The 12,886-nt window shown below is 69.6% G+C and carries 14 protein-coding genes, 1 tRNA gene, 1 pseudogene and 1 riboswitch; of the genes and pseudogenes, 10 read left to right on the top strand and 6 right to left on the bottom strand.

The features are described 5' to 3' along the window. Positions 1–12 precede the first annotated feature (12 nt). Entirely contained in the window at positions 13–255 is a 243-nt protein-coding gene (locus AC067N_RS14135; protein ID WP_478679165.1) for a helix-turn-helix domain-containing protein, read from the bottom strand. A 177-nt stretch (positions 256–432) separates the two neighbouring features. Here AC067N_RS14135 and AC067N_RS14130 point away from each other — a divergent pair, with 177 nt between their 5' ends. From AC067N_RS14130 to AC067N_RS14120, 3 genes are read left to right on the top strand one after another with little or no spacing between them, the layout of a single operon-like run. Continuing rightward, complete coding sequence (locus AC067N_RS14130; protein WP_478679164.1) at positions 433–867, top strand: helix-turn-helix domain-containing protein; 435 nt, start codon at positions 433–435, stop codon at positions 865–867. Then, on the top strand, positions 864–1,583 hold the full coding sequence (locus AC067N_RS14125; RefSeq protein WP_478679163.1) for a hypothetical protein: 720 nt from the start codon (positions 864–866) through the stop codon (positions 1,581–1,583). Before AC067N_RS14130 ends, AC067N_RS14125 begins: the two co-directional genes overlap by 4 nt. An 8-nt stretch (positions 1,584–1,591) precedes the next feature. Continuing rightward, on the top strand, positions 1,592–3,169 hold the full coding sequence (locus AC067N_RS14120) for a site-specific integrase (RefSeq protein WP_478679162.1): 1,578 nt from the start codon (positions 1,592–1,594) through the stop codon (positions 3,167–3,169). A 400-nt stretch (positions 3,170–3,569) separates the two neighbouring features. On the opposite strand, the pseudogene AC067N_RS14115 reads toward AC067N_RS14120, so the two are convergent. Both AC067N_RS14115 and AC067N_RS14110 read right to left on the bottom strand, forming a co-directional pair. Then, positions 3,570–3,686: pseudogene (locus tag AC067N_RS14115) on the bottom strand (DUF4235 domain-containing protein); the annotation flags it as partial. 28 nt (positions 3,687–3,714) lie between these two features. Continuing rightward, a complete protein-coding gene (locus AC067N_RS14110; protein ID WP_478679161.1) occupies positions 3,715–4,167 on the bottom strand; it encodes a DUF3618 domain-containing protein in 453 nt (150 codons plus the stop codon). A gap of 598 nt (positions 4,168–4,765) precedes the next feature. Here AC067N_RS14110 and AC067N_RS14105 point away from each other — a divergent pair. From AC067N_RS14105 to AC067N_RS14090, 4 genes are all read left to right on the top strand, one after another. Continuing rightward, positions 4,766–4,969, top strand: a complete 204-nt coding sequence (locus AC067N_RS14105; RefSeq protein WP_380968669.1) for a cold-shock protein — start codon at positions 4,766–4,768, stop codon at positions 4,967–4,969. A gap of 353 nt (positions 4,970–5,322) precedes the next feature. Next, entirely contained in the window at positions 5,323–6,819 is a 1,497-nt protein-coding gene (locus AC067N_RS14100; RefSeq protein ID WP_478679160.1) for a DEAD/DEAH box helicase, read from the top strand. A 43-nt stretch (positions 6,820–6,862) separates the two neighbouring features. Continuing rightward, a complete protein-coding gene (locus AC067N_RS14095) occupies positions 6,863–7,159 on the top strand; it encodes a CBS domain-containing protein (RefSeq protein ID WP_478679159.1) in 297 nt (98 codons plus the stop codon). A gap of 187 nt (positions 7,160–7,346) precedes the next feature. Further along, positions 7,347–7,709, top strand: coding sequence for an SCO5918 family protein (locus tag AC067N_RS14090; protein WP_478679158.1), 363 nt, complete (start codon positions 7,347–7,349; stop codon positions 7,707–7,709). 76 nt (positions 7,710–7,785) lie between these two features. Here the strand turns inward: AC067N_RS14090 and AC067N_RS14085 are convergent, their stop codons facing one another. From AC067N_RS14085 to AC067N_RS14075, 3 genes are all read right to left on the bottom strand, one after another. Next, entirely contained in the window at positions 7,786–8,145 is a 360-nt protein-coding gene (locus AC067N_RS14085) for a hypothetical protein (protein WP_478679157.1), read from the bottom strand. 344 nt (positions 8,146–8,489) lie between these two features. After that, positions 8,490–8,563, bottom strand: a tRNA-Met gene (locus tag AC067N_RS14080). A 76-nt stretch (positions 8,564–8,639) separates the two neighbouring features. Further along, on the bottom strand, positions 8,640–9,797 hold the full coding sequence (locus tag AC067N_RS14075) for a dihydrofolate reductase family protein (protein WP_478679156.1): 1,158 nt from the start codon (positions 9,795–9,797) through the stop codon (positions 8,640–8,642). Between the two features lie 101 nt (positions 9,798–9,898). Here AC067N_RS14075 and AC067N_RS14070 point away from each other — a divergent pair, with 101 nt between their 5' ends. The 3 genes from AC067N_RS14070 to AC067N_RS14060 all read left to right on the top strand — a co-directional run bounded on the left by AC067N_RS14070 (position 9,899) and on the right by AC067N_RS14060 (position 12,491). Continuing rightward, positions 9,899–10,417 (top strand): MarR family winged helix-turn-helix transcriptional regulator, encoded by a 519-nt coding sequence (locus AC067N_RS14070; RefSeq protein WP_478679155.1) that lies wholly within the window; start codon positions 9,899–9,901, stop codon positions 10,415–10,417. A gap of 214 nt (positions 10,418–10,631) precedes the next feature. Then, the gene (locus tag AC067N_RS14065) at positions 10,632–11,264 is read left to right on the top strand and encodes a GTP cyclohydrolase II (RefSeq protein ID WP_478679154.1); all 633 of its coding nucleotides are present in this window, start codon (positions 10,632–10,634) and stop codon (positions 11,262–11,264) included. Between the two features lie 174 nt (positions 11,265–11,438). Beyond that, positions 11,439–12,491, top strand: coding sequence for a PP2C family protein-serine/threonine phosphatase (locus tag AC067N_RS14060; RefSeq protein ID WP_478679509.1), 1,053 nt, complete (start codon positions 11,439–11,441; stop codon positions 12,489–12,491). Between the two features lie 233 nt (positions 12,492–12,724). Continuing rightward, positions 12,725–12,880: riboswitch (cyclic di-AMP (ydaO/yuaA leader) on the top strand. Positions 12,881–12,886 lie beyond the last annotated feature (6 nt).

The following is a 12,886-nucleotide window of genomic DNA, read 5'->3' as shown; positions in this document are numbered from 1 at the left end:
GTGCCTTGGTCTTCATGCCGCGCTGTCCTCCGTCTCGTCCTCGACGTCGCGGTCGATCAACTCGTCGACGCTGAGCCCGTAGGTGTTCGACAGGACGAGGAGGGTCTCGGCTGCGGGCTTCTGGAGGCCTCGGCAGATCCGCGACAGCGTTGACTGGGCAACCCCCGTGCGCTTCCAGATGGCGTAGCTCGTGAGATCGCCCTTCGCTGCCGCTGCTGAGCGGAGCCGCTCGGTGCGAAGGCGGTAGTGGGGCATGGATGTCTCCTTGCTCGAACGGACGCTGTACGTCCGTGCTAGTAAGTACGCTACGTCCGCTTTAGCGTTCTCGCAAGGAAGCTAAGCCTCAATCTGGGCCTGTAGCAGTCCTGTGACACGGGGTAGCTTCCCTGGGCGCTTCTAGCCGCGCACGTACTTGCTTGCTAGCGTGTACGTATGACGACCCAAGGAGACCCCGCCCCCACGCGGGTCCAGAAGTTCGGGGAGTACGTCTCAGACGCGGCGAGGGCCGCGGGCTACGACATTGACAGTCCCCGCGGTGGAGGCAAGAAAGCCCTCGCCGAGAAGGCAGGGATGTCCCACGCCAGTGTCAGCAGAATGCTGGCCGGCCTGACCATTCCTGACCCCAAGTTCTTCGAGTCTCTGGCCGACGCACTGGGCCTGAATGTCGGACACATGCTGGTCGAGGCCGGGGTCATCTCCGAGCACTCGCTCACGCGTGAACCACGACGGCCGCCACAGCAGATCGATCCGCGTCAGATGGCCCGCAGTCTGGGTATCACTGCGCCCGAGAAGATCGACGCGTTCGTGGCGATGGCCAAGGTGCTCGCAGAGGGGGACCAGGACGAAGGTGCCAGGAGGAGCGCGTGAGCGAGAACGTCGACGAGCAATGCCCAGAGGACTGCGAGAAGTGCGCCAGGCTTGGCTTTCTTGACCTCGTCTTCGTGGTGATGCACCTCTCGGGTGCAGTAGCTATTGGCGCGGCTGTCTACGCCTTCTTCTGGGAAGCCACATGGGCGCCGTTCTGGGTCGCCGCCGGTGCGTGGTTGAGCATCCAGGTGGGCCTGAGGTGCCATATCTGGTTCTACAAGATCTGGAACTTCCTGCTCAGGCGACAACTCATTCGCCGCGAGGAAGAGATCAGGGTCTTGCAGCAGCAGATCGCCCAGAGGCGTCAGGAGCGCATTCAGGTGGCGATCCTCAACTCGCAACTGAGCGCTGAGCGAGCCCAACTGGAGGCCCAGATCTCTGCACTCCGAGCCGAGTGTCTGGCGATGGAGCGCCTTCACGCCCAACGGAAGCTGGAGCAGGAAGCCAGGGAAGCCCGCCGACGTCTTGATATCGCCTGTGCGGCAATCGAGGCCGACCGGCTGGAGGCCGCAGCCTGGCGCATGGAACTCTCCGCCAAGCAACTGGAGATCAAGCTGGGTCAGGCGGATCTGTTTGAGAGCCTGTCAGCGATCGAGGACAATGCACAGGACAGGATCATTGCAGCCTACGAGCAAGGTTTCGATCACGGGCAGCGCGGGATCGTGATTCCCCTCAAGCACTTGCGGCATTTGAGGGTCGTAGACGAATCGGCCTAGGGGGTCGGATGCCCGGATCTCGCCGTGCTGGCGGTATCAGCAAGCGGTGCGAGTGCCGCGGCCCGGACGGGAAGCGGCTCGGGTCGAAGTGCCCGCAGCTGTCGAAGCGTTCGCACGGCACCCATCAGCTTCGCCAAGAACTGCCCGTAGCCGAGGACGGCACGCGCCGGACGTTCCGGCGCACCGGCTACGTCATGGTGAAGGACGCGCAAACGGACCTCGACCGCATCCGCGCCATCCTCGACCTGGCCGGCGACGACGAGGACGGCCTGCGTCGTGTGGGCGACCTGCTCGCCGAGCTGCAGAAGACGCGCGGGCCGATCCCCGAGCCTGTCGAGGTGTCCCGCAAGCTGGGCGTCGGCGTACCGCTCGACGGGAAGATGACCGTCGCCGAGTGGCTCGACAAGTGGATGGCCGACAAGAAGACCCGCACCACCACGAACCACGGCTACGCCTCCCACATCCGCGTCCACCTCAAGCCCGCCCTCGGGCACCTGCGCCTGGACCGGCTCAGCGTCGGCCACGTCGAGGACATGTTCAACGCGATCGACGACCGCAACGACCTGATCCGCGCCGAGAACCAGGCCCGCCACGAGCAGGTCGCCCGCGCCCGCTGGAACAAGCCGGGCCGGCCGCCGGCCGCCGAGCGGAAGCGGATCGACGCCGAGCGGGAGAAGCTGGCCGAGATGCCGCCGTTCCGCCGGATCACGGGGCCGTCCACGAAGCACGCGATCCGGCGCACGCTGAGGGCCGCCCTCAACAAGGCCATCGCCAAGCAGCTCATCACGTTCAACGCGGCCGCCCATGTGGAGCTTGCGTCGGCCGCCCGGCCGAAGGGTCTGCTGTGGACAGAGGAGCGGGTGGCGCGCTGGCGGGAGACGGGCCAGAAGCCGGGTCCGGTCATGGTGTGGACACCGGAGCAGCTCGGCCGGTTCCTCGACGAGGCCGAGGGTGACCGCCTGTACGCGTTCTTCCACCTGGTCGCTCATCACGGCCTGCGCCGCGGCGAGGGCGTCGGGCAGGAGTGGGTGAACCTCAACAGGGCGAGCAAGACGATCCTCGTGGCGACCGAGATCGTGGTCGACGGCTGGACGCCCATCGAGACGCCCACGAAGACGGAGGACTCGGCGTCGGTGGTGAAGCTCGACTCGGGCACACTCGTCGTTCTCGACGAGCACCGTGCGCGCCAGCAGCTGGAGCGCGAGGTGTGGAACGAGCAGGCCGCGCGCCGGAGGGCCGAGGGTGAGCACGTGGCCGACTGGACCGACACGGGGAAGATGTTCACGGCCGAGGACGGGGCGTGGCTCCACCCGGACGTCGTCAGCAAGACCTTCAAACGGATCATGGAGGCGGCCGACCTGCCGCCCATCAACCTCCGGGACCTCCGCCACGGCGCGGCCGCGCTCGTGAAGGCTGGCGGGGGAGACCTGCACGACGCGAAGGTGAAGCTGCGCCACTCGACGATCACGTTGACCTCGGACACATACATGGAGCTGTTCGAGGAGTACGAGGACGAGCTGACGGAGAAGGCGGCGGCCGCGGTGCCGAGGGCCCGTAGGGGTGACGCCAAGGCGCCTGCGGAGTAGCGTTGGTGGTGGACAGCACGAGGCCTCGTCACCGCAGGTGGCGGGGCCTTTCTGCTCGCCCGCTGCTCGCCCCAACGTCAGCCAACGGGACCGGATGAGACCCGGTGAGACCGGGCGACTGGAGCCTCGGGAGGGACGCGGAACGGCCTCTGAGCTGGGCAGGAGCGGGCGGCATCCGGTGGGCCCGGATGAGCCCCGGTGAGACCCGGTAGATCATCCGCAGACTTTTAATCCATTGGTTGTGGGTTCGAGTCCCACAGGGCCTACCGGTGGCGGGGGAGGGAACGCCCTCCGACCTGCTACGCGGCGTCCGGGACGGCTTCGGTCGGCTCGGGCGCCGACTCGTTTTCGGGCCCGTGAGCGGATGTGACCCAGCGTCTGCGGATCGGCTGGGGACAGATCAGCCGGGGCAACTGCCGGTCGGGCGGCGGGTTGCGGCGGCGCGGCCGCGGTCGACGGCGGCTTTGACACCGCCGAAGACCGCGCCCTGGAGGACCGCTGCCGTCAGGAGCCGGCGCGAGGCGCGCAGGAGATCTTCCAGGCCTTCATCGCCGCCTCATGGCACGACGCACGAGCAGCAACGCGATGAGCGCGCCGGCCGCGGCGAACAGCGGCTTGCGGTTGGCTCGCGCCATCCGGATGCCCTGGTCGGCCTTCTCGCGCACCGAGTCCGGAGCCTTCTCGCGTGCCCGCTCTCCGACGTGTACGGCCTTGTGGCGGACTTGCTCGCCGGCCGCGACGGCACTGTGGCGGACCTGCTCGCCGGCCGCGAGTGCCTTGGTCCGCACCGGCTCCGGGGTCCTGTCCTGCACCACGTGGGCCGCGTGCGCCGCCTTGTCCCGCAGTTGAGCCCTGGCCTGTGTGGTCTTCTCTGAGACCTGCTGCCTGACGGCCGCCGTCTTCTCGTGGGCTCGGGTCTTCACGTCGTCGGTCTTTGCCGCAAGGGCCTCGACGGTTTCGCCGAGCTTCTCGCGGGTCGCCTCGGCCCGTTCGCGCATTCCCTCCGTGGAAGGCGCTGTCCCATCGCCCGTGTGAGGCCTGTCCTTGGTCATCGCTGTGTCTTCTCCTTGATCTCGGACACGTCGGCCTTGACGTTGTCCACCGTCCGGTCCGGTGTCGGTGGGGGACCCCTTGCCGAGTTGCCTGCCCCTCTCGGTCATCTCCGGAATCTGTCCGTACCCGAGTACCCCCGTGCCGGCACGTCACCGCCCGCCAGAGCCTTTTGATGGACGGTTTTTACGCCGAGCACGCCCCGCGCTCTTCCGAGACGTTGCGCTCCGGCTGAATCAATAGCTGTGTTCGCGAGATGAGGTTTCGACGGAACCGCGAGATGAGGTTTCGACGGAACATGCGGACAGATTCTCTACCCGCAATAGCCGGGGTGGGATTCATCACCGCACGCACCCGCTGCAGCGTGCTACTGTCGATCTCAGTTGCAGTTGTGGTTCCCGAAACCCAAAGTGCTCTCCGGTCGGCTTCTGTGTCGCTGGAAGCGTTTTTGTATTTTCCGGTCTTTTTCCGGGCGGGCTGATCATCGCGGCGACACGGCATCCGTGCAGTGCGGATTCCGATGCACTGCCCCAAAGGAGATATGACATGGCTACTGGTACCGTGAAGTGGTTCAACGCGGAAAAGGGCTTCGGCTTCATCGAGCAGGACGGCGGCGGCGCCGACGTGTTCGCCCACTACTCGAACATCGCCGCCCAGGGCTTCCGCGAGCTGATCGAAGGCCAGAAGGTGACCTTCGACATCGCGCAGGGCCAGAAGGGCCCGACGGCGGAGAACATCGTTCTCGCCTGACACTGACGCGCACTTTGCAGCTGGGGCCCGCATCCTTCGGGGTGCGGGCCCCAGCTGCTCGCATTTTCCGCAGTGGTTTCACCTGCGGAGGACAACGAGGAATCCGCGGACCCATCGCACGCGGAACCTCTCTCAGGGGTGCAGTGCATCCCTTCACGGCTGCATCGCAGTCGATGCTTCGAATATCGCATTCGCATCGCATCGCATCATCCCCCATTCCAGCACCTGTGTCCGCGCGGATTTTCGGCCGGCCAGATTCGCTGTCGCGTTCCATCGGCCTATTCTTGCAATTCTCCGTGTCGTTCACTGCTGCGGGAATTCCTTGATATGCGCCGCATCGAGGAAGGTTCCGCATGAACCGCACACGCACGAACGACCGCTTCGCCCGCACCCGTAACGGCGGTGCCGACTCCGGAACGGGGGGCAGCCGATTCGGCCCGTCGGCGCCGCGCCGGTCCGGCGGGCCGAGCCGCTCCGGCGGTCACAGCCGTCGGCCCGCCTCGATCCAGGGGGAGTTCGCCCTCCCCAAGACGATCACCCCCGCGCTTCCCGCCGCGGAGGGCTTCGCAGATCTCTCCATGCCCCGGGAGTTGCTGGCCGCGCTCGGTTCGCAAGGCGTGACGGTGCCGTTCCCGATCCAGGCCGCGACCCTGCCGAACTCCCTCGCCGGCCGGGACGTCCTCGGCCGTGGCCGCACCGGCTCCGGCAAGACCCTCGCCTTCGGGCTGGCGTTGCTGGCCCGTACGGCCGGGCATCGCGCCGAGGCCGGGCAGCCGCTGGGGCTGGTTCTCGTACCGACGCGTGAGCTGGCGCAGCAGGTCACCGACGCGCTCACCCCGTACGCCCGCTCCGTGAAGCTGCGGCTGGCCACGGTGGTGGGCGGGGTTCCGATCGGCCGGCAGGCGAGCGTGCTGCGCGGTGGCGCCGAGGTCGTCGTCGCCACGCCGGGGCGCCTCAAGGACCTCATCGACCGCGGCGACTGCCGGCTGGACCAGGTCTCCATCACCGTCCTCGACGAGGCCGACCAGATGGCCGACATGGGCTTCATGCCGCAGGTCACCGCTCTTCTCGACCAGGTCCGCCCCGAGGGGCAGCGGATGCTGTTCTCCGCCACCCTCGACCGCAACGTCGACCAGCTGGTGCGCCGCTACCTCAGCGACCCCGTCGTGCACTCCGTCGACCCCTCGGCCGGCGCGGTCACGACGATGGAGCATCACGTGCTGCATGTCCACGGCGCCGACAAGCACACGGCCATCACCGAGATCGCCGCACGCGACGGCAGTGTGATCATGTTCCTCGACACCAAGCACGCCGTCGACCGCCTCACCGAGCACCTCCTGAACAGCGGGGTGCGGGCTGCCGCCCTGCACGGCGGGAAGTCCCAGCCGCAGCGCAGCCGCACACTGGCGCAGTTCAAGACCGGTCACGTCAATGTGCTGGTGGCGACCAACGTCGCGGCGCGCGGCATCCACGTGGACAACCTCGACCTCGTCGTCAACGTCGATCCTCCGATCGACCACAAGGACTACCTCCACCGCGGCGGACGCACGGCCCGCGCAGGCGGGTCCGGCAGCGTCGTCACCCTGGTCACCCCGAACCAGCGCCGCGCCATGACCCGCCTCATGGCATCGGCCGGCATCGTCCCGCAGACCACCCGGGTCCGCGTCGGCGAAGAGGCCCTGCGTCGCATCACCGGCGCCCAGGCCCCATCCGGCATCCCGGTCGTCATCACCGCACCGGTGGTCGAACGCCCCAAGAAGCGCGGCACCACCTCACGCGGCCGACGCCGCCCCGCCTCGGCGACCCGTCGCGCGCCCGTGCGGCAGTCCACCGCCGGTGCGGCGGCATAGACCCTTGATCAGGACGCTGACCCATCCTCACAGGAGGCACCCTTTGACACAGACCCGGACGCCGTCCCGCCCGGCGGGCACCCACCCCTTGCACAGCACGGTGGCCGACGCCGTGGATGACGCCGGACCGCAGGTCTGGTACGACATGACCGTCGAGGTGGCGCTGTCCGTCATGGCCGCCGCCCGTACGGGTCATCTGGTCGTCTGCGACGAGGACGGCCTGTGCGTCGGCAGGGTCACCCGGGCCCGGCTCACGGCCGTCCGGGACAGCTCCGGATACACGGACTGGACCCGCCTGCGTGACATCGTCGACGGCATCGGGCCCTTCCCCCGCACCTGATCACGAGGATCGGGCCGAGCACGCGGCGCCCCACGGGCGGCTCCGGCCCCCTGGCCGGCGCACCGCAACGCCTCCGCCGCGAGCGGGCCGCGTCCGACGAGCACGGCAGCGCCCTCGGTGTCCGCCTCTCCCGCCGAACCGCTTCGTCGCGGTCGGCCCCGGTCTCCCCTTCTCCCTGTGAGGCATCATGCGCTGTGTCATCGCCCGCTTCCCGTTCGACCTGACCAAGAGCGGCGTGCTGGAATCGATGAAGGGCGTCAAACCCGAGCCGGTCACCGGCGAGTCCGTGATCATCGGGCGACGCCACTACCCGGTCAAACAGGTCGGCCAGGTCATCACCCGGCAGGACCGCCGCGATTTCAGCGTCGGCGAAGTCCTCCGGGCCATGGCCCGGCTCGGCTTCACCTGCCGCACCCGCCCCGAGGCCGCACCCGCGCGCACCGAAAGCCCGCTCCAGCGGGCCTCCGCGATGCTCGGCACCCCCTTGTCCCCCCTGTCCCCCCTGTGCGTCCGACCGACGGGACAGGCGCGAGCCGAACAGAGCCGGTGAGGGCCCGGCCGGCGCGCGCCGACCGGGCCCTCACCGGCTGCCGTGCCGTTCTCGGTGCGGCGGTGGGACCGGTGGGTCAGTGGTCGGAGTAGCTGAAGTCGCCCATGGTCCAGGCATTGACGTCCTCGATCGCAACGCGGTACATCCCGCCCGTCTCCGGGATCCCCACCGTGCCCTGCAGGATCCGGGCGACATGGAAGTGCAGATGCGTGGGTGGCCCGTCCTTCTTCACGGGGGCGTCGAAGAGGGCGGAGAAGTCGCCCAGGTGGGCGGAATCCTTCAGCACCTCCGACACCCGCTGCCGCCACATGGCTTCGGGAGCGAGTCGACCGGTGATGACAGCACCACCTGTGACCACGGTCAGGGACATCTGATTACTCTGCCCGGACTCCACGAGGGCGGCGATTCCAACAATCAGCTCGTCAGGCTTCGGCATGGGACCGGATTCTATGCACCGGCCCGTCCGGAAGCCTGTGTGGCTTGGGCGGTGGACGGGCCGGGCAGGTCGGCGTACACGATCTGGCCGCTGGAGGCCCGGCGGGAGACAGCGGTGGCGCGGGCCTGGTGGTCGACCATGAGCCGGCCCGAACCCCTCCGGTGCCGCTCCGCAGGTCAGGGCGCGCGGCTACGGCGTCTCATGGGGTGTGGGTTCGGGTCCCACAGGGCCGCCTGCCTCAAGGCGGCGTCATCGTCGCAGGCCACACCCGGGGTTGCGGCGAGGAAGCCGTACCAAACACCTGGGGCCGGAATCCTCATCGGATTCCGGCCCCAGGCCTTCAGTAGCGGGGACAGGATTTGAACCTGCGACCTCTGGGTTATGAGCCCAGCGAGCTACCGAGCTGCTCCACCCCGCGTCGGTGAAACCAGTGTACGTCATGCGGGGGACCCGAAGCACACGCGTTTATCGAGACCCCGCGCACAGGCCGCCTCTCACCCCACCAGATGCCGGTTCGGTCCCTTCGCCCGCTCCTCGTACTCCGGGAGTACGACGACCTGCGCCCCCTCCTCCGCCAGCACCGCGTTCCGGACCGTCGCGCCCGCCACGAAGGTGTCGGGCTCGCGCCAGGCCGTGACGACGCGCCGTACCCCGGCGTCGAGGATGAGCCGGGCGCAGGGGGCCGGGCGGGAGGCGCGGCGGGCGCAGGGTTCCAGGCTGCTGTAGACCGTGGCGGAGGCGAGGCGCGGGTCGGTGGGGCCGAGCTTGGCGAGGGCCGCCTCCTCGGCGTGGGCGACGGGGTCGCCGGCCTCGCGGGAGTGGCCGCGGGCCAGCTCGGTGCCGTCCGCGGCGACCACCACCGCGCCGACGCTGAACGCCGTGTCGGAGGGCGGGCACTCGGCGGCCAGTTCGCAGGCCAGGGCCAGCCAGTGGCGGTCGGCGGCGGAGACGGCCGGGCCGGTGCCGGGGACCGTGGGGACATAGCGGATGAGGACGACGTCGCCGACCGGCCGGGTCTCCACCAGCCGCAGCCGGCTCTTCGGGCCACCGGGGTACGCGCCCGTCCCGAACATCCGGGGCGCGTCCGCCTCACCCACGAACACCGGCGCGACGGCCAGCTGGAGTTCGTCCGCGAGGCCCTGCTGGAGCAGCTGGGTGTGGACGCGTCCGCCGCCCTCGACCATCAGGCGCCCCACGCCGCGTACCTCGCCGAGGTGGTCGAGGACGGCGGGCCACTCCAGGCCGGGGTCGACGGAGACCACCTCCACACCGGCCGGGCCGGTCGGCAGGCCCAGCGCGCGCAGACGTTCCGCGCCCTTGTCCGTCGTGTACACCACCTTCTCGCCGCCCGTGTGCCAGAACTGGGCCTCCGGGTCCAGGTCGCCGGACGCGCTGACCGTGACCTTGAGCGGGTACTCCGGGAGCCCGGCGGCGACGCGGGCGGCGCGGCGCTCGGGTGAGTTCACCAGCAGCCGGGGGTTGTCGGTGCGCAGGGTGCCGGCGCCGATCAGGATGGCGTCGCTGGCCGCGCGCACCTCGTCGACCCGGTCGAAGTCGGCCGGGCCCGACAGGAGCAGCCGTTCGGGTCCGGTGTCGTCCAGGTAGCCGTCGAGGGAGACGGCGGCGGACAACAGGACGTAGGGCTGGGGCATGGAGACGCTCCCTGACTGGCTGGCCGGTACCGACCGACACCGATGGAATGACTGACCGGCTGGGCTTGGTTCAAGTTTTAAACAATAACTACACTGTACGTATGACGACCCGCTGGCTCACCCCCGGGGAACAGCGTGCCTGGCACGCGTACCTCGCCGCGAGCTCCCTCCTGGAGGACGCGCTCGACCGGCAGCTCCAGCAGGAGGCCGGCATGCCGCACCTCTACTACGCCGTCCTCGCCGTGCTCTCCGAGGCGCCGGACCGCCGTATGCGGATGACCGATCTCGCCGAGCACGCGAAGATCACGCGCAGCCGGCTGACGTATGTCGTCACCCGCCTGGAGAAGGACGGGGTGGTCCGGCGCGAGAACTGCGACCGGGACAAGCGGGGGAGTATCGCCGTCCTCACCGACGAGGGCATGGCCCTGCTGGAGCGGCTGGCGCCCGGGCATGTGGAGGCGGTCCGCAAGGCGGTCTTCGATCACCTCACCCCCGAGCAGGTCGGCCAGTTCGAGGAGATCTGCTCGGCCATCGCTGCCGCGATCGAGGGTGAGGACGCCCAGCAGAGCGGGCCCGACGACCTGCCCTGGCGCCGCCGGTCCTGCCCCTCGGGCCAGTGACCCCGGCTGCCGCCCCTTCCGGCCCGTGAGCGCTCCGGGTCCTCACCCACACCTTCGGTCGGTCGTGAGCGGCGCCTGTTATTCCCCCGACCCCGGAATGTGACGCATCCCAAAACCAGTTGCTTGAATTTTGAAGCAGGGGATAGAGTCGCGGCGAGCGCTGTGATTCAAAACTGAAGCACAGCGGCAGTCGCACCAGGACCGGAGAACCCGCATGCCCGACTTCCCCGCTGCCACCCCGCGTGCCCGCGTCCGGGTACCGCTGCGCTTCCAGGACGGCTACGGCGTCGACGCCGAGATGGTCACCTTCCACGGCCTCGTCGACGGCCGCGAGCACCTGGCGATCGTGCTCGGCGACCCCGCCCCCGGCACGGCCCCGCTGGTCCGGATGCACTCCGAGTGCCTGACCGGCGACGTCTTCGGCTCCGCCCGCTGCGACTGCGGTCCGCAGCTGCGGGAGGCGGTGGAGCGGATCGCCGAGCAGGGCGGGGTGCTCCTCTACCTCCGCCAGGAGGGCCGCGGCATCGGGCTCTACAACAAGCTCGACGCGTACGCCCTCCAGGACCAGGGCCTCGACACCTACGAGGCGAACACGGCCCTCGGGCTGCCGGAGGACGCCCGTGACTACACGGCCGCGGCCCAGATGCTGGGCGCCCTCGGCATCGACGAGCTGGACCTGCTCTCCAACAACCCCGACAAGGCCCGGCAACTGCGCGACCTCGGCGTCGGCGTCCGGCACCGCGTCCCCACCGGCGTCTTCACCACCGCCCACAACGTCCGCTACCTCCGGGCGAAGGTCCTCACCACCCAGCACACCCTGCCCCTGGCCGAACTGACGGCGGGCTGAAGGCCGGCGGACGAGGGGCCCCGTGGACGCCCGGGCCCGACAGCCCCTAGCCCACTCGGCCCCTCCGGCTGGCCCTCCGCCCGGCGCCCCGCGAACCTGGGACGGGTGGGGCAGCCAGCGGGTGTGAAGAGGCCGGACGGCCGGCGGTTCTTCTATGCCCGCGCCCTCGTGCGGATGCTGCCCGCTCTCCTCGTCGTCGGCGGCCTCTGCTACGACCACTTCATGCCGCGGGAGTTCACGGCCGTCCCCTTCTTCACCGCCGCGCCCCTGGTGGCCGCGCCGCTGCTGTCGCTGGAGGGCACGGTGACGACCGGCGCCGCCTCGCTCGCCGGCATCGTCGTCGTACGCCTCCGGTACGGGGACTCGGGGCAGGTGGACGCGCTCACGGAGATCGTCACCGTGGCCGTCGTCGCCGTACTGGCCGTGGCCATCAACCGGCTCGTCCGGCGCAGCGACGCCCGCCTCGCCACCGCACGCGAGATCGCGGAGGCCGCGCAGCGGGCCGTACTGCCGAGGCCCCAGGAACGGCTCGGCGGGCTGGAGATCGCGGCACGGTACGAGGCCGCGCAGGCCGGGGCCTCGATCGGGGGTGACCTGTACGCGGTGCAGGACTCGCCGCACGGGGTACGGCTGATCGTGGGGGACGTACGCGGCAAGGGGCTGGGGGCGGTGGCGGCCGTGGCGGTGCTGATCGGCGCGTTCCGGGAAGCGGCCGAACAGGAGACGAGCCTGGAGGCCGTGGCCCAGCGGCTGGAGCGGGCACTCGCGAGGGAGGTCACCCGGCGCGACGCGGCACGGCGGGACCCCACCGTGCCGTACGAGGGGTTCGTCACCGCCGTACTCGCGGAGTTCCCGCACGGCGCCGGGCTGGCCCGCATCGTCAACCGGGGTCATCCCGCCCCGCTGCTGCTCCACGCCGACGGTGAACTGCGCACCCTCGACACCCCGTGGACCGCGCTGCCGCTCGGCCTCGGCGAGCTGGGCACCTGGCCGGACCGCGCCAAGGACACCGGGTTCCCCGCGGGGGCGACGCTGCTCTTCTACACCGACGGTCTGTCCGAGGCGCGGAACGCGGACGGCGTCTTCTACGACCCGGCCGCTCGGCTCAGCGGCCGTACCTTTCCCGCCCCGCGCGCCCTGTTGACGACGCTCGCCGAAGAGGTCCGCGAGCACACCGGCGGCGGCACCACGGACGACATGGCGCTCCTCGCGGTGCACCGCCCCTGAGGAATTTCACTCAGCGTGCTCACGTGACGTCCCTCCGCATTACAACTGACGCCCAGTCAGAACAGCTGGGGCTGCTGAAGCGAGGTCAACTCGCCCGGTTTCCACCCCTCGTGACCCGTAAGTCCAGCGGAAAAAGCCGAACGATCATTCAGAACCGCTTGGAATGCCGCCCCCGCGTCTATTAACGTTCGATAACGCAGCGCGGTCGTCCCAGCCGTCACAAGAGGCGGCTCCGTGCTCACGCGCCGAATCCCGTAGGGAACCGGGGAACCACCACCCTGGGGTGAATCGCGCGGAAACCGCCGTGGAAGCACGTTCGGTTTACGCGCGTAGGAGACCTTCCGCTCCGAACCCGTCAGCTAACCCGGTAGGCGAGAAGGAAGGAAAGGAGTACG

The sequence above is a fragment of the Streptomyces sp. NPDC042364 genome (assembly GCF_056437585.1).
The sequence above is the reverse complement of the archived record's forward strand: the minus strand, read 5'-3'. Positions and strand labels throughout refer to the sequence as shown.